Origin of the sequence: Shewanella sp. 10N.261.52.F9, assembly GCF_041471165.1 — a bacterium.
In the GTDB taxonomy this organism is placed as follows: Bacteria; Pseudomonadota; Gammaproteobacteria; order Enterobacterales; family Shewanellaceae; genus Shewanella; species Shewanella marinintestina.
The window spans coordinates 124,889-140,687 of record NZ_JBFRNX010000028.1; the positions used below are offsets into that span (position 1 = coordinate 124,889).

15 protein-coding genes are annotated in these 15,799 nt (G+C 39.4%); 7 read left to right on the forward strand and 8 right to left on the reverse strand.

Translation table 11 applies throughout. From position 1 onward, the window contains the following. The first annotated feature begins 87 nt into the window (after nucleotides 1-87). Nucleotides 88-1,161 carry a CNNM domain-containing protein gene (locus tag AB4298_RS18175; protein WP_248997950.1) on the forward strand — a complete coding sequence of 358 codons (1,074 nt, stop codon included), beginning with the start codon at nucleotides 88-90 and terminating at the stop codon, nucleotides 1,159-1,161. Nucleotides 1,162-1,306: 145 nt separating this feature from the next. Further along, nucleotides 1,307-3,070: a bifunctional metallophosphatase/5'-nucleotidase gene (locus tag AB4298_RS18180; protein WP_248997951.1), complete on the forward strand. Its 1,764-nt coding sequence runs from the start codon at nucleotides 1,307-1,309 to the stop codon at nucleotides 3,068-3,070. Between the two features lie 129 nt (nucleotides 3,071-3,199). Here the strand turns inward: AB4298_RS18180 and AB4298_RS18185 are convergent, their stop codons facing one another. From AB4298_RS18185 to AB4298_RS18200, 4 genes are all read right to left on the reverse strand, one after another. Further along, nucleotides 3,200-3,721 (reverse strand): GNAT family N-acetyltransferase, encoded by a 522-nt coding sequence (locus tag AB4298_RS18185; RefSeq protein ID WP_371987802.1) that lies wholly within the window; start codon nucleotides 3,719-3,721, stop codon nucleotides 3,200-3,202. A 61-nt stretch (nucleotides 3,722-3,782) separates the two neighbouring features. Then, nucleotides 3,783-4,280 (reverse strand): GNAT family N-acetyltransferase, encoded by a 498-nt coding sequence (locus tag AB4298_RS18190; protein ID WP_371987803.1) that lies wholly within the window; start codon nucleotides 4,278-4,280, stop codon nucleotides 3,783-3,785. Between the two features lie 228 nt (nucleotides 4,281-4,508). Beyond that, nucleotides 4,509-4,811 carry an NrfJ gene (locus AB4298_RS18195; protein WP_248997954.1) on the reverse strand — a complete coding sequence of 101 codons (303 nt, stop codon included), beginning with the start codon at nucleotides 4,809-4,811 and terminating at the stop codon, nucleotides 4,509-4,511. A 278-nt stretch (nucleotides 4,812-5,089) separates the two neighbouring features. Further along, nucleotides 5,090-5,314 carry a DUF3820 family protein gene (locus AB4298_RS18200; RefSeq protein ID WP_012154549.1) on the reverse strand — a complete coding sequence of 75 codons (225 nt, stop codon included), beginning with the start codon at nucleotides 5,312-5,314 and terminating at the stop codon, nucleotides 5,090-5,092. A 561-nt stretch (nucleotides 5,315-5,875) separates the two neighbouring features. Between AB4298_RS18200 and AB4298_RS18205 the strand changes: the two genes are divergently transcribed. The 4 genes from AB4298_RS18205 to AB4298_RS18220 all read left to right on the forward strand — a co-directional run bounded on the left by AB4298_RS18205 (nucleotide 5,876) and on the right by AB4298_RS18220 (nucleotide 8,622). Next, entirely contained in the window at nucleotides 5,876-6,619 is a 744-nt protein-coding gene (locus AB4298_RS18205; protein WP_371987804.1) for an AAA family ATPase, read from the forward strand. Beyond that, a complete protein-coding gene (locus AB4298_RS18210; protein WP_371987806.1) occupies nucleotides 6,579-7,028 on the forward strand; it encodes a CopG family transcriptional regulator in 450 nt (149 codons plus the stop codon). Before AB4298_RS18205 ends, AB4298_RS18210 begins: the two co-directional genes overlap by 41 nt. Before the next feature lie 209 nt (nucleotides 7,029-7,237). Beyond that, nucleotides 7,238-8,062 (forward strand): M90 family metallopeptidase, encoded by an 825-nt coding sequence (locus AB4298_RS18215; protein ID WP_371987807.1) that lies wholly within the window; start codon nucleotides 7,238-7,240, stop codon nucleotides 8,060-8,062. A gap of 65 nt (nucleotides 8,063-8,127) precedes the next feature. Beyond that, a complete protein-coding gene (locus AB4298_RS18220) occupies nucleotides 8,128-8,622 on the forward strand; it encodes a nuclear transport factor 2 family protein (protein WP_371987808.1) in 495 nt (164 codons plus the stop codon). A 133-nt stretch (nucleotides 8,623-8,755) separates the two neighbouring features. On the opposite strand, the gene aceB is transcribed toward AB4298_RS18220, so the two are convergent. From aceB to AB4298_RS18240, 4 genes are all read right to left on the reverse strand, one after another. Continuing rightward, entirely contained in the window at nucleotides 8,756-10,360 is a 1,605-nt protein-coding gene (gene aceB / locus AB4298_RS18225; RefSeq protein WP_371987869.1) for a malate synthase A, read from the reverse strand. A gap of 1,545 nt (nucleotides 10,361-11,905) precedes the next feature. Continuing rightward, nucleotides 11,906-13,690 (reverse strand): tetratricopeptide repeat-containing diguanylate cyclase, encoded by a 1,785-nt coding sequence (locus tag AB4298_RS18230; protein WP_371987809.1) that lies wholly within the window; start codon nucleotides 13,688-13,690, stop codon nucleotides 11,906-11,908. 4 nt (nucleotides 13,691-13,694) lie between these two features. After that, on the reverse strand, nucleotides 13,695-13,907 hold the full coding sequence (locus AB4298_RS18235; protein ID WP_248997960.1) for a hypothetical protein: 213 nt from the start codon (nucleotides 13,905-13,907) through the stop codon (nucleotides 13,695-13,697). Between the two features lie 88 nt (nucleotides 13,908-13,995). After that, nucleotides 13,996-14,802 carry an SAM-dependent methyltransferase gene (locus tag AB4298_RS18240; RefSeq protein ID WP_371987810.1) on the reverse strand — a complete coding sequence of 269 codons (807 nt, stop codon included), beginning with the start codon at nucleotides 14,800-14,802 and terminating at the stop codon, nucleotides 13,996-13,998. A 477-nt stretch (nucleotides 14,803-15,279) separates the two neighbouring features. Here AB4298_RS18240 and AB4298_RS18245 point away from each other — a divergent pair, with 477 nt between their 5' ends. Then, nucleotides 15,280-15,774 carry an outer membrane protein assembly factor BamE gene (locus AB4298_RS18245; RefSeq protein ID WP_248997962.1) on the forward strand — a complete coding sequence of 165 codons (495 nt, stop codon included), beginning with the start codon at nucleotides 15,280-15,282 and terminating at the stop codon, nucleotides 15,772-15,774. Nucleotides 15,775-15,799 lie beyond the last annotated feature (25 nt).

Below are 15,799 nucleotides of genomic sequence, written 5' to 3' on the forward strand. Positions count from 1 at the left end.
AGCAGGCTATCACCAAAGATCTAAACCTGTGCTAGAATCCGCGCAGACTAATTTTGGTCTGCCATGTGGAGGTGTAATTTCACCTTTATGATAACTCTTATCATTATAATATTTGTCGCGATTACTGTCTCTTTTCTTTGTAGTGTATTTGAAGCGGTATTGCTTTCAGTTACGCCAAGTTACATTGCCTCGTTGTCGAGCACAAACCCAGGTGCAGCTAACCGACTACGTAAGCAAAAAGAGAACGTGGAATCTCCTCTCGTTTCGATCCTGACCTTAAATACCATCGCACACACCGTCGGTGCTGCTGTTGCTGGTGCTCAAGCGGCCAAGGTATTCGGCGATGAGATGCTAGGCGTATTTTCTGGTGTTCTTACCTTCTTAATTCTCTTCTTCTCAGAGATCATTCCTAAAACCTTAGGTGCAAACTATTGGCGCTCTTTAGCTCCTGCTGTTTCTATCGCCTTGGTTTGGATGGAACGTAGCACTTTACCTCTCATTTGGATGTCCAAGCAGGTTACTCAGCTAATGGGTAAGGGCGACGAAGGTCAATATATTCGTCAAGAGATGAGTGCAATGGCAGAAATTGGTCGTGCATCGGGTGAACTTGATGAGCAAGAGTCAAAGATTTTGACTCAGATGCTATCGGTTAAAGAGATGCCTGTTACCGCGATCATGACACCAAGAACTGTAATGTTCAGATTGCCAACTGATTTGACGCAAGATCAATTTACGCGTCAATACATGGCAAAACCATTTACTCGAATTCCTGTCTATGACGAAGAGCCAGATAATATTATTGGTTACGTTAATAGAAACGATATTTTGCTAGCAGAACGTAGAACGCCAAAAGAGTCTATTGCAGTACTTAAAAAGAACTTATTAGTGATCCCTGAGACTGCTAAAATTCTGCCTCTTTTTGAGCTTATGATTAAGCGAAATACCAAAATAGCCATGATCGTAGATGAATACGGCTCTAACGAAGGTATTGTTACCTTAGAAGATATCGTAGAATCACTGCTCGGTCTTGAAATTGTCGATTCAAACGACCCTGTAACTGACATGCAGCAATTTGCCCGTAAGTTGTGGAGCCGTCGTATGAAAGACAAGGGCATTGTATTGTCTGATGACGGTGATTTCGAAAAAGAAAAAACTGAATAAGTAGTCATACAAATAAAAAGGGAGCTTAGCTCCCTTTTTTAATCGCTAAAGCCTGCCGATTAGCTCAACCTAACCTCGATTAAATTCCACTTGTTATTTATTGACCTCTGCGTGTTATACTCCTCGTTTGGTCCCGAGGAATAAGATGACAACAGCACACCCTACACTTGCGCAATATAAATTAAAACTTGCCCACATTAACGATACCCACTCTCACTTCGATGCAAATCGTATTCAGTTTACGATTACAGCGCCTCAAAAAGAATTAACGCTTTATAGCCATACAGGCGGTTATGCTCGTATTGCTTATCAGCTTAAGCAAGCAAGAGACCTAGCTAAATCAGCTCAGCAAGAATTCTTATTCCTGCACGGTGGCGACAGTTTCCAAGGCACGCTTTACTTTAACGAGTTTAAGGGTAAGGCCAATTCAGACTTGCTTAACATGCTTAAACCTGACGCTATGGTGCTGGGGAATCATGAAATAGATGCAGGCAACGAGCCAGTACTCGACTTCCTTAATGATATTCAGTTTCCCTTGATGGCTGGTAACATGGATCTTAGCCATGAATGCCCAGATAAAAGTGCACGCCTAGCAAATCATCGAAACTTACTGGATTTTTGTTCTGATACCCAAACCGCAAAAGTGTTATTAAAGCCACTAGCAGACAAACAAGTCGCTATATTTGGTATAACACTCGATCAAATGAGCGAAATTGCAGGGCCCGATGAAGACACACATTTTGTAAATGCTATTGCGACAACAAAGCGCACGGTAACACAATTAAACGATGCTGGGATTGAACACATCATCGTATTAAGTCATTTAGGTGTCGATCAAGATAGAGTGTTAGCGGCTGAAGTTGATGGCATTAGTCTTATTGTTGGTGGGCACTCACATACACTGCAAGGTGATTTCAGCACTCTAGGCTTATCGAATATGCCCTATGGTGAGCGCATTAATCACACCGCAATTTTACACGCGGGAAAATACGCTGAAACCTTAGGTATTGCCGATGTCATCTTTGACGCTAAAGGCAAAGTCATCAACTTGTCTGGTGGCAATTACTTTATGCTCGACCAGCAATTTATCTTGCAAGCATCTGATGATGTCAGCCCACAAGATTATATCAATGTTCGTGAGCAGCTACTCACTAACCCACTTATTCTTTGGGACGAAGAAGATAGCCAAGTTCAAACGCGAATTTTACAAAAATATCGTCCAAGCCTAGATGCGCTCAGCAATAAAATACTGGCCTTTGTACCCAAAAATTTAGTCCATACTCGCCTACCTAGCAAAGCACTCCCGCACGGAAGTGAAATTGCGCCTTGGGTGAGTCGCAGTATGTATCAAGAAACCCGAGAGCTAGGTATTGATGTCGACTTTGCGCTACATAATGCGGGCGGTGTGCGCCAGTCTCTTGATAAAGGTGATGTGAGTTTAGCTGAAGTTCTGGGACGTATACTGCCCTTTGATATTCCGTTAGTAGCATATGAGATCCAAGGGATCTATCTATTTCAAATGCTTGAATCTGCAATCAATGCAGCAACTAACAATAGTGTGATTGGTACCGGAGCAGGAAGCTTTCCTTACACTTATGGATTAAAATATTTCTATGATGGTAAGCAACCACTCGGTGAGCGGATCATCAAACTTGAAATACTCACCAAGATTGCTGGCAGCGAACGCTGGCTCGCAGTCAATCCCGAGATATTTTATAAAGGTGTATCCTCGTCCTATACAGCATCAGGTAAAGAGGGCTACTACCCCATTTTACAAGCTAAATGGCAACAAGATATTGAAGGGTTGAGCCTACCACAAGCTTTTACTCGCTTTATTAGTAAAGCAGAAACCTTAGATGAAATGATTGAACCTCAAGTACATTATACTAGTCATCATCCACTGTTTTAGATCAGATTTACGGCGCTTTATTACATTCCACTTCTAAGTCAGGCGTATAATAAGTTTAAGTGATAGAGGATCTAAAGAGGCTTAAGTTAAAGCAAATGCCATGAAAACTAGCAGCGCGTTGCAAAACGGTTATAGTAGCGATTTTACCATACTGAAATTGACCAGCATCTGCCCTTCTCGTTGGTGTTGATTTTGACGTGTGCAGTCAAAGCCTACTCGTTCGAAAAATAACTTTGCTAAGTACGATGCTTCAACTGTTAATTGAGTAAAGTTGAGGCAACGAGCTTTAGCTTCAAGCTCGGTGTACAGAGCACTCGCAACCCCCTGGCCAACAAAATCAGGGTGGGTAAACAAACAATCAATTTCAGCCGTAAGTAAAAAGTCTGTGAACTGTTTCTGAGCCTGCTCTCCCCCCTTTAAATTAATAAAGCCGACTATTTGCTGTTCACACACAGCGACCCAAGTAAACGTGCCACGTAAACGGTCTAACCAAATATCATCACTGCGTAATCTCGGAGACCAAACCGCTCGTTGCTGCTCATTGTAATACTCGGAAGCACCGAGAGTAATGCTCAAGTGAAATACTTGCGCTAGCTGAGACACATCTTTAGCTAAGAAAGGTCTTATTGTAAAAGTCTGTTTTGTTATCATTAAAAACCTATAAATACTTTGCAGCAGCTCTTCAAAACAAGTGGTTATATCCTTAATACCGTTAAGCTAATGCCTTCTCCATATAATACCCCATGACCACGACTCCGCGTTTTTCTTGGTAACTACGGTGCCTAAGCTTAAAGCCTACAGATTCAAATAAAGGTTTCGATAACACAGAAGCATCAACCGATAATATTTGATAGCCTTGTTCTTTTGCCCAGCACGCTAAAGCCTTATATAAACGTCCTGCAATTCCTTGCCCTTGATAGTCAGGATGCACATATAAGCTATCAATATAGCCGCGGCTAGCATAGCCCGTTTCAAGATTAATAAAGCCACAACAACTCGTCGTAGCAGAGTCTGATCCGACATAAATCATTAGCCAAGTTTGCGATTGCGTTAAACGTTTATGCCAGTGATAACGAGATCTTGGAGCAAAAGACCATGCAGACTTTTCCTCTGCACTATAAACATCACAGTCAATGCGGCTAATAGCTTGGTGAACCAATACCGCGATATCTTCGGCGAAGCACTTTTGATAAGGAATTAATTTAAGCATCTACAACGCTCATTTAAATAAGGGGTTATCACTTAGGAGTTATATCTATCGATTTAAACTGGTTAAGGTACAAATATAGCACTGACTTAAATCTATAATTCTAGGTGGAGAATGAGTTTCAATTTCGCGTTAAGTTAACATAAAAAAATGGCGTAGACAGAGTCTACGCCATTAAACTTAACTATAGAAATACTTGTTTCTCTAACGACAAAGCGTTAAAGAGCGCAATTATTTCTTATCGATGCGACCGACAAACAATAGTTTGTCAAAAGTACGGTTTAACGTTTTGCTGCTAAAATCGCTCATCCACATTTGTTCTTGAACGACAACAGTGTCGCCTTTTTTAACTTCAATTTGTGGACCAGCAGCCCAAAATGTTTTGTCTGCTTCTTGGATCTGTACGTAGGTATAACCGCCGCCATTCATGGTATCCATGACAGTACCTTCATGCATAACACCTTGTGCCCATGCGCTTGAGATACCGAGTGCTAGAGTTGCTGCTGCAGCCAATTTCACTAATTTAGCTATCATCGGAAATTTCCTTTAAAAAGTTATCAATTCGTCAATATTAAAGCATGCCAAAGAGGATAAATCTCTATTTAGTCACTGGTATATTAGGTCAATACTCAACTATTAGATCCAACTCTCATAACCAACTATTTTATGCCCTATCATGGAACTTTATAGATTACAGCATATTTATCATTCAATTAGCACAAGTGTATATACACTAACTAGCATAGTTCTATTAGGCAACATTAATTAATATGTTTAGCGAATTCAGCTTTTCATCAATAAATTATCCCAACTTATGACCGCTTAGCTTCATCAAGAATGGGTTGTAACATTCCCTCTAAGCCATTGAGCTTAACTTCATACATCAGCGCCAATTGTTGGCCTAATTTACCTTCAGGAAATCCTTTAGAGTGAAACCAAACCAGATAAGGCTCAGGTAACTCAAGTAAATACCTGCCAGCATATTTACCAAAAGGCATTTTTTGAGTTACGGCCTCAAAAAGGAGTTTTTCATCCATGGTGATTCAACCTCAATATGTAACGATTTGGCTATTTAAAAGCTCGCATTGTACCAGCCTTAATCCTCTACCGGTTTACAAATATCGATTTCACTGACAACCAAGCGCCTATAAAATCGCAAAAGACATATACCTTTTGCGCATAAAAACAAACATAACTATAAAAAATCGACCAACAGCCATTAACAAGTCAACGTAAACACTTGCTAATGACTCGCTTCCTCTTTAATAAGAAGTAAATCTCTCTGAGTAATTTAGCTGTAAACACCTAATTAATTTAGTAAATTATAAAATACTTACCTACCCACCACTGCGCGTCAAAAAACCATCAAAATGGCATTTAGCGTCAAAAAAAAAACACTGGTCAATTCTGATAAAAGTGTCAAAAATCATACTGTTGACGTATTGAGCATAGCGACCTAGATTAAATTAACTGTAACAGTTATATGAAATCGAATTAGTTTCTGTTTTTGCTCACCGACTAATTAAGTTCACAACTGCTACTTACCTTGTTCCTAATTATAAAAGCAATAAATTAACCGCGTACAAGAGGAAAACAATATGATCATACTCGTTGGTGGCGAAAAAGGCGGAAGCGGTAAAAGCTGCCTAGCCCAAAACATCGCTGTATTTTTAACTGCAGAGTGCCAAGCGTCAGTTATCATGGTCGATTGCGATCCACAGCGGACGACATCAGATTGGATCCACGCCCGTAACAATAACACCGAACTTCCTAGTATTAATTGCGTTCAGCTCTATGGAAAAATTAGAAACGATTTACTCAGCTTAGAGCAACATTATGACTATGTACTTGTAGATTGTGGTGGCCAAGATAACCTCGCGTTACGTGCAACAATGTCGGTCGCGTCGCATGTTCTTATGCCTCTTCGTCCTAAGCGTCGTGATTTAAAAACTGTCAGTCATATGGATGATATCGTCGCCACATGCATGATGATAAATCCAAAAATGCGAGCTACTTTTGTCATCACTCAATGCCCAAGCTTACCAAACCAAGCAAGCCGTATTTTTGAAGCTAAAGAAGTCTGTAAAACATACGATATCAATGTATTAGACGCTATTACTTATAGCCGTAATATTTATGATGATAGTGAAGAATCTGGTTTGTCTGTCCTTGAAATAGAGCCTAAAGGTAAAGCCGCTAACGAAATCAGAGGCATTGCTTGTGAAATGCTACAAGTCACAAGTGCAACGGAGATCCGCAACCGTCTAGCTGAAAAACAGATTAATAAGATGAGAGGTGATTATGGGTCTGGCAGATCTCAAGAAAAACTCTACGCCGTCTAGGACATCCCATAACGATAACCAAACTCGTCAATTAGCACTGGACTCGCTTCTTGATGACTTTATTAATGATGCTAATCGCTATGCTTTAGGCCAAAAACTGGTTACTACAGAGCAATCAAGCATCGCTAACTTAGACTATAAACCAGCTAATGTGCAGACAGAAAAAAACGGTTTAATAAGCAACAAACAAAAGGCACAAACAGAACCTATTCCAAGGGTAAAAAGAGGTTGTACCCCGGTAAGAAGAGCTACCTTTACCCTTACCGAATCTGCAATTTCGCATTTAGCCCTTTTGGCAGATGACTGTGACGTAGCAAAATCTAAGTTAATCCGCTTCTTAATAGAGCATCACTTTAATTTGAGCCCTGAGCAAAGAAAGCAAAAGGAAAAAAGTATCATCGTTGAATAATCTTTATCTATATCCCTCCCTCGCCTTGGCTGACAGTAGTTGGACGACTTTTTGAAGTAATGCTCTGTCAGCATTTTTTTGCCTTTTTTCAAGCTCTCATTCCATAAGTAACAATCAACTTTGAGCAATACATAATCGGTAACGGTTGAATTTTACACATAAGGTCCGCATATCAAAGTTAACCCACTACTAAAATAAAAAGGCGTACTATGTTAGCAATCATTCTTATTCTGGTAGTTAGCTGTATTGCTATTACTTGGATAGCAAGCGCCTCATGGCGTACTAAACAACATCGCCTAAATATTACGCAACAACCGTTTCCCCATGAATGGCGAGAAATCTTAAAGCGTCGTATCCCGTTTTTTCGAATGCTACCAGCAGATTTGCAATTACAGTTAAAAAAACATATTCAAGTTTTTATTAACGAAAAGCGTTTCGTTGGCTGTGATGGCTTACAAATTAATGATGAAATTCGAGTTACCGTAGCCGCGCAAGCTTGCTTGTTATTACTTAATAGAAAAACAGACTTTTACCCTAATCTAAAAGAAATATTAATTTACCCATCTGCATTCATTGTTGAAAATCAACAGCAACATGGTGCTGGCGTAGTATCGGATCAGCGCCGAGTATTAGCTGGTGAATCATGGCAAGATGGCCGTGTAATACTGTCTTGGCAAACAACAAAACATGACGCAGCAATCCCTGATGATGGCAGCAATGTTGTGATCCATGAGTTTGCCCACCAACTAGATCAAGAAGGCGGCAATGCCAATGGCGCGCCAATTTTAAAAAATATAGCAGACTACCAATCATGGTCAGAAACACTAATGCTGGAATATCAGCATTTGGTAACAGCATCAAGAACAGGTGAGCAGTCATTGTTTAGCTACTATGGAGCAACAAATCCTGCTGAATTTTTTGCGGTAATAAGTGAAGTATTTTTCGAGCAACCCTTGCCGTTTTATGAACTTTATCCTGCGTTATATAAAGAGCTCAGTTCATTCTATCAACTCGACCCTATTAATTGGCGCTGACTTCCCTATAATCAAGAACTGCCAATATAAAAATTAGCCCCAACATATAAAGGATAAGAATAAACATGTTGAAATTGATATCGCTAAAAAACCTTTGCAGTGTGTTTTTTCTATTAGGGGCATTTTCAACTCAAGCGCTGGCAGAACAAGGCGCAACTCATGACAAGCAACAAGCTGCAAAAGTGTTAGATGCATTAAATCAGTACTCATCAGCAGCAGATTGGGATAATTACTTTGCGCTTTATGATGAACAAGGCATTTTTATTGGCACTGATGCTAATGAACATTGGGACAAGGCTACATTTGAGCAGTACGCTCGCCCAACTAAAGGCTGGCGTTATGATTTATCGAGCAGAAAAATGACTCAACATGGCGATGTGATATGGTTTGACGAGCTACTCATGAGCCCTTCTTACGGAGTAAGCCGAGGAACTGGAACCTTAATCAAAACTAACAAAGGATGGAAAATTGCCCAATACCACTTAAGCTTCCCTATCCCAAATAGCATAGCGAAATCGATAACGAAACAAATAATATCGGCCAGTAGCAATGATGAATAATCATAAAAAAAGCGACTCCGAAGAGTCGCCAATCACAACCAGCACACTTAAAAAATCAACTAAAAATAAAAACCCGCACAGCACGTAGGATTACCGTGCGGGGGACACAAGCTACAAAGTGTAGCCAAACTTTTTAATCTTTCGCTAAAAGCATCGAATACCCAGGTAAAGTTAAGAAATCCACTAATTCATCTGCAAGAGTAATTTGTTCTAACAGCACTGCAGCTTGGGTATATTGTCCGTGGGTAAACCTGTCTACTCCCACCTGTTCTTTCACTTCAGCTAACGCTTCAAACAACATCTTCTTAAACAGTGATCTAGTCACTATCACACCAGATGTCAGCTTTTGCTTATGCTTTATCCATTGCCAGATAGACGCGCGACAAATCTCAGCTGTTGCTGCATCCTCCATAAGACCATATATCGGTACGCACGCATTACCGCTGAGCCAAGATTCAATGTATTGCAGTGCAATACTGACATTAAGCCTCATTCCCGTCTCAGTCCTTTCACCACGACTTGGTACAAGTAATTCACCGGCATGTATCGGCGCATCTACGTCGCGAGTAATATGCAGCTGATTAACATGATCTTCTCCAATGTACTCATTAAAAATAGCCATTGCGGTGTCGGCAAGTCCCGGATGGGCAATCCAAGTGCCATCATGGCCATTGCGCGCTTCAAGCTGTTTGTCTTTTTTAACCTTATCCAAAATCTTTTTATTTGTTTCAGCATCATGAGATGGGATCAATGCAGACATGCCTCCCATAGCCAAAGCACCACGCTTATGGCAGGTTTTCACTAACAATCTAGAATAAGCACTCAAAAAAGGTTTATCCATTGTCACTGACTGTCTATCGGGCAACACGCGATCACTATATGTATTTAACGTCTTAATATAACTAAATATGTAATCCCAACGACCACAGTTTAATGCGACAATATTCGAGCGCAATTCATATAAAATCTCGTCCATTTCAAACACTGCAGGGAGTGTTTCAATTAGACAAGTACATTTAATCGTGCCAGGTTGTAGACAAAAGCGTTGCTCGACAAAAGCAAAGACCTTAGCCCACCATCTCGCTTCTAAATGGTTTTCAAGCTTGGGGATATAAAAGTAAGGGCCACTGCCTTTCAGCAACAACTTGCGATAGTTATTATAAAAATAAACACAAAAATCAAATAGTGCCGCGGGGATAGCCTGGCCATCGAATAGAACATGCTGCTCAAGCATGTGTAGACCACGTACGCGACAAATAAGTACTGCTGGATCGTCATCTAGCTTATAGTGTTTGCCTGTTTCTGGATGGGTATAGCTGATATCACCATTTACAGCATCTCGGAGGTTAATCTGTCCTTGAATGACCTTGTTCCATGTTGGTGCAAGCGAGTCCTCGAAATCGGCCATAAATACTTTAGCATTGGCATTCAACCCGTTAATAACCATCTTACGATCTACTGGACCGGTGATCTCTACTCGTCTATCTTGCAGATCTTTAGGGATCCCACGGATCTGCCAATCACCTGTTCGTATCGATTTTGTTTGTTGTAAGAAATCTGGTAATTCGCCCCTATCAATACTTTGTTGCTTGTGCTTTCTGTTAGCAAGTAGTTGTGGGACCTCAGCGGCAAATCTTCCACATAACGCTTTAAGTAAAGACTTCACTCCATCAGATAACAGTGCTTGTTGTCCATCGACTTCGCTATCTAGGATAAGCAGTTCAGATTCTAAACTCATATTACGAGTAACATGACTAGTGCCTTGCGCTACTTGTGGCTTCTCACCAATGAGTTCTTGTTGCAAAAGCGATTCTTTGTTTACTTCGGCGGCGTTAGTCAATGTTTCTATCATTTGTCGTTCCTCGCTTTATAGCTATATACAACTAGGACTTACATACTCATTTAACTGCTTATGGTTTTCTTTAAGGTTCGGTCGGATAAACCCAAGCGAATTTTAATAATCTGACTCTCACTAAAAAGTTCCAAGCAATTAAAAGGCAATCGAGAACTGGTTAAGCATCTGTTGATTTACAACAAAACTACTGACTACAAACTTAAGTTGCAAGTAAACACCCAGGCCTGAAAGAGGCTAAGACAGACTCTAAAACAGCAAGATACACACTAAAAACAGACCACTAAATAGCTAGTAAACACCTGTAAAATAACAACTAAAATAAAAACCCATAGATATGAAAAATAAGTAATTAATAAAACGTAAGACAAATTGACCAAAGCCAACAGCTATAAGTTAACTTCGTTATTAAATTTCACACTGTAAATTTTATGTTACAAAAATAATAATTAGATCCGTCGCTATCAATTTACATAGCTGTTTTTCTTTAACTTACAGGTAAAGCATATTAGTACTTTAAAAACAATAATATGGGTCAACTTTTTCAAACCAGAAGTTTAAACGAGCGTTTGATTCTTACGTTTACGTAAAAGTAATTAGATGAATACCTAATTCATTTAATTCAATAGCTGATAATTGATGACCAACATTCTAAAAAATATTGGTTCACTCGAAAATTTTCTGCAAAAAAGTTTACTTTTATAATAAAAACATCCAATTAACCGTCGATGAACGCTCATTAAAGTAAAAGATGACAAACTAGCTCTTAAGTAAAAGCCTATACAGATGAATTAGTATTAAATTGTCAGCCCCCTCACTTAAACCATAAAAACGTAAGTATTCAGACTTAGTTAAGTGAGCCGACTATATACAAGTCAATTTAAGGGATTGTTCAAGCAGCAATTGTTTAATGATCCGAAGGCAAGCGACTAAATGCCATCGATAACGGGTATTGCATAACTCCTAATGACCGCGCAAGTGTGACTCTAGGTTCGAGCATTTTGCTCTGACATCTGCTATATCGATAATCATCGGGCATTAATGACATTCATCACTTTTACCGATATACAGAGATATCTTATCTATCTCTGTATATCAGTCACATACGAAACCACATGGCTTACAGCTAGTGAAGAGCTTAATCGAACTCAGGATCAGCTAGAAAGGACTTCAGCGGTATTATGTTAAAGCTTTGGCTTAGCTTGTCATATATAAAAGTCCGATATGACTTGTTATTCTGAAGTATTTTTATTTATTTGCTTCTACTTTGGATCTTGAATTGCTTGATCGGAAAATCACCACTGTTTCAGCTAAGATTTTGGGATTATTTGGCAGATATGTCATTGGTAGAGCAATATCATTAAATTGGCGACTAGCAGACAATATGAAAAGTGTTTGATAAACCAATAAAAGCATAGCGAATTACTATACCTATTGGCTAAATAACAATGGCTTTTGAGTGACCTCATCTCCCTGTTGAATCTCAAGTTCGACGGTATATAAAGTCGCGCAATTACGGCCTGAGTGTTTAGATGAATATAAAGCTATATCTGCGCGTTTTAATAAAGGATCTAAGCTGAGATCATCAAAGGTATTACTGGCCACCCCGAAACTCGCACTCACATCAAATACATGTCCTGAATATTTAGTATCAATATTAGAGATTGCCATTCTACAACGTTCAGCAATTTCTAAGGCCACATCGGCCTCTGAATAAGGCAAAAATATGGCAAACTCTTCTCCTCCCATCCGAGCAAAAATATCACTATCTCTAATTAACGGCTGCACGACTGAAACCACACGCTTTAATACCCAATCACCAGTTCCATGCCCAAACGTATCATTAATATTTTTAAAGCAATCTAGATCAAAAACTACAACTGAAAAATGAGCTTCTCGAATGCAAATTTGGACAAACTCATTTTCAGCAAAATCTTGACCCGCACCACGATTATAAACACCGGTTAATCTATCAGTGAGCGCAAGTTTTCTATAACGTATCTTCTGTCTATGACTAGAAAGTAAAAACAGTGATAAGAAAAATATACTACCAATCAGCATAGTAACGAGCATTAAGCTATTAGTCTTATCTGACTGATCCAGCTCTTTCTGAGTTTGCATCAATTGACGCTCTTGATTCAATAACTGTATTTCACGAGCCTGCTCTTGGTGCTTAAATTTAGCCATCTGATAGGCGTTTGCCTTAGCTTTAGTATCATCTAAAATCAGCTCAGAATAATGTTGATGAGATTCTAGATAATCATAGGCAAGCTTGTATTGCTGTGACTCAATATAAAGCTGCGACAATACTTTAGCTGCTTTGGCTTTATCACCAATATTAATGACCGAGTCATCGAGCGCCATCACCTTTGATGCGAAATCATTTGCTAAAGATAAATGCCCCAACCTCAGATAGGTTTGACTCAATAATGCTGTAACATTATTAATTTGGCTTTCAAAATTAAATTCTTGATAGCCTAAAAGTGCTTCCTCTAGCAAGCGTTTCGCATTTGTAAAATCTTCATTGTGCATTGCTACTTCAGCAAGACCTGCTAGTGACATTGAGCCAATCAGTGGAAAACCATTATTCCTACAATACTGAAGGCTATAATCAAAACCATCCTCTGCGTTTTTAAAGTTAAGCTTTTTTAAATCCGCTACTGCAATATAGAGTAATGCAAAACAATGCTGACGAGCATTGTTATTCTCACTAAGCCTAGCTGCAGTTAATGCGTATTCATATAACTCTTGATAAGCACCAATCTCATACGCCAAATTAGCCAAGCGCACATAGGCTCCAGCTTTTGTTTCAATATCATCAATTTGTTCAATTTTACTTAAATTTGTTACCATAAATTCGATAGCTTCAGGGTACTGTTTAAGTAATATAAAATTAGCCGCAAAATGTTGATAAATGTTATTCAACGTTTCTTTATCGGGCTGCAACTTTTCGGCTTGGCCTAGCAATATTAACGACGACTGATAATCGCCTTTATAAGTTTGAACGACAGCACGATAAAAAGTCAATTTAGCCTTTTGCTCAGCAGTCAATTCATCCCAACTTTCTAACAGTTTTTTTAATTTATCTTCAGAGTTTTGTGGCGAAGAGGTAAGCGAATCCGCAATATTTACCAAAGCAGAGTTATAGTCCACAGCTTCAGCATTTACCGGCCTAGCTAGACTAAAAAGCAAAAAAATAATGAAGATCCGCACCATGATTCTATCTATTACTCGTAAAAACTACTGTATATGAGCCCATAGGTTTAGCGCCTGCAATAGATTCTATCTTATTTTTATCACCAGAAAGCACCACTTGAATTTCCTCCTCACTCAAACCATGCGCCTGCATAACAGCTTGAGGGTCTTGTTTGTATTGCTCTAGTAATTTTGCATCAGAACCTAACTTCTCGAAAAACACATTAAACTTTGACATTATTATTCCCTTAAATAGATGAACATTTTGGTTGGTTTTAATTAGCCACGTGGTAGCGAAGATATATAGTGTTAAAATTAGCGTTGAATTAACCTAACTCTTCAGCTGTAATCCCAAGCTTAGCCAATACCTGATGGTTAAACTCAAGCTCACGCGATGGTGGTATTAGTAAAGTGGTGATAGATGAAAGGCGCGCAAATGGCAAATTCTTGAGCACGATTCTATCGATCCTTGGAGACTGAGTAGGTAGGTTTGGAGCCTCGTAAAGCACGATTTCATGTTCTAGCGGATACCACTCGTTAAGCTGCTCCACTAACACTTGCAACCTATCTGATGAAGTATGAAACTCGGTTAAAGTATGTTCACCGGCAATACCAATCTGCCACAGCAATAGATGTGTTGTCGGGTCGGGAGTATGCTTATAGAACATAAACTGGCTAGCTTCGAAGCTTTGATGTCCTGAAGCCCCTGGATCTATGCCAATATCAGCCCATAAACAAGCTTCAGCAGAAATCCCCGGCTCCATTTGGGCTGTATATCCCTCGTCTCTAGCTTGTGCAATAGCAAAATGCGACACACAAGCAAATACGCCTGGGTGCCCATATAGTGCGCAAACAACTTTTTTACCTAGACGAACTTGCTCAATAATCGCTTCAACCATCTGCTTGTATGTATCACGACGATTTTTGACTTCGCCCTCTTGTGCATAATAAGGCTGAAGACTACGCACATCTTGGTTAAGCGACTCAAGCCAATTCTGAGTAAAGCTGTCAGACACTAAAGAGAAGACCACGTCAGCATGTTCGAGATAACTTTTACTCAAAACGCTTATCTGTCCGGCCAAGTTGAGTCCTGTACCGACACAAATTAAAGTCCCTTTTTTATCTGCTTCCATTTATTTAGCTGCCTGTTAATTCATTTATCATTATTATTGGTGATTTAGCGCTCAATCTTAGCGATTAAAAATCGCCAAACACCATTAAACTAACATAACCATTACACAACTAAAACACAAACTAACAAGTTGTTTTTACAAGTAGTAATCTTAAAAGCAGCAGTCGCCTAGATAAGCCCCCAAGCATTAGCACAAACTGAATTAAACGCTATAAAATACGCTCTGTACTACCACAATAAAACATGTCATCTAATATAGGTAAGGGTAAAAAACGCTGAAATAAGCCAACAAGCAATCTCTATTCGGAACTAAATGTTATTTTTCGACTCAATATATTTATCCTGCAGAGATTAATATTAAAATCTGCAATTTGTGTATAGAATCATGCACCAAGCACACCCATTAGCAATTACCCTTGTCATAAGGGGGAAGCCTTGGGTATTATGACCGACAGATTTTGATGAAGTAGCGCATTCAATGACAATTAAAAAGAAAAGTCTTACCCTTTTGGGCGCTGCTGCGCTCTCGTTATCACTTAGTTCATGCGGTGTTTTTGACTGGTTGATCTATAAGCCTGATATCCCTCAGGGTAACTATATGGAAAAACAACAGGTCGAAAAACTTAGAATCGACATGACTAAAGAACAAGTAGAGTATGTACTTGGTCGTCCAGTGTTACGGGATAGTTTTTCTGATGATACTTGGTACTATGTCTACCACTACAAAAGTGGTCGTGATGCTAGTATTACTCATAAAGAGCTTATTCTTAACTTCAACGGTAATCAGTTAGTTGAAGTGAAAGGTGACTATGAATTAAGCGCCGACTTTAATACTCCGCTAGAGGATAGCCGACTACCTGAAGTGAATATTCCTGAAGATGATCCGTTGATTCCGGAGCAACGTCCGCAAGCTGAACCATTGGTCGAAGAAAAAGAAACTCAACCTGAGTCACTATCTGAAAAGTTTGAATAATAACAGCTGATTAAATGAAAAATGG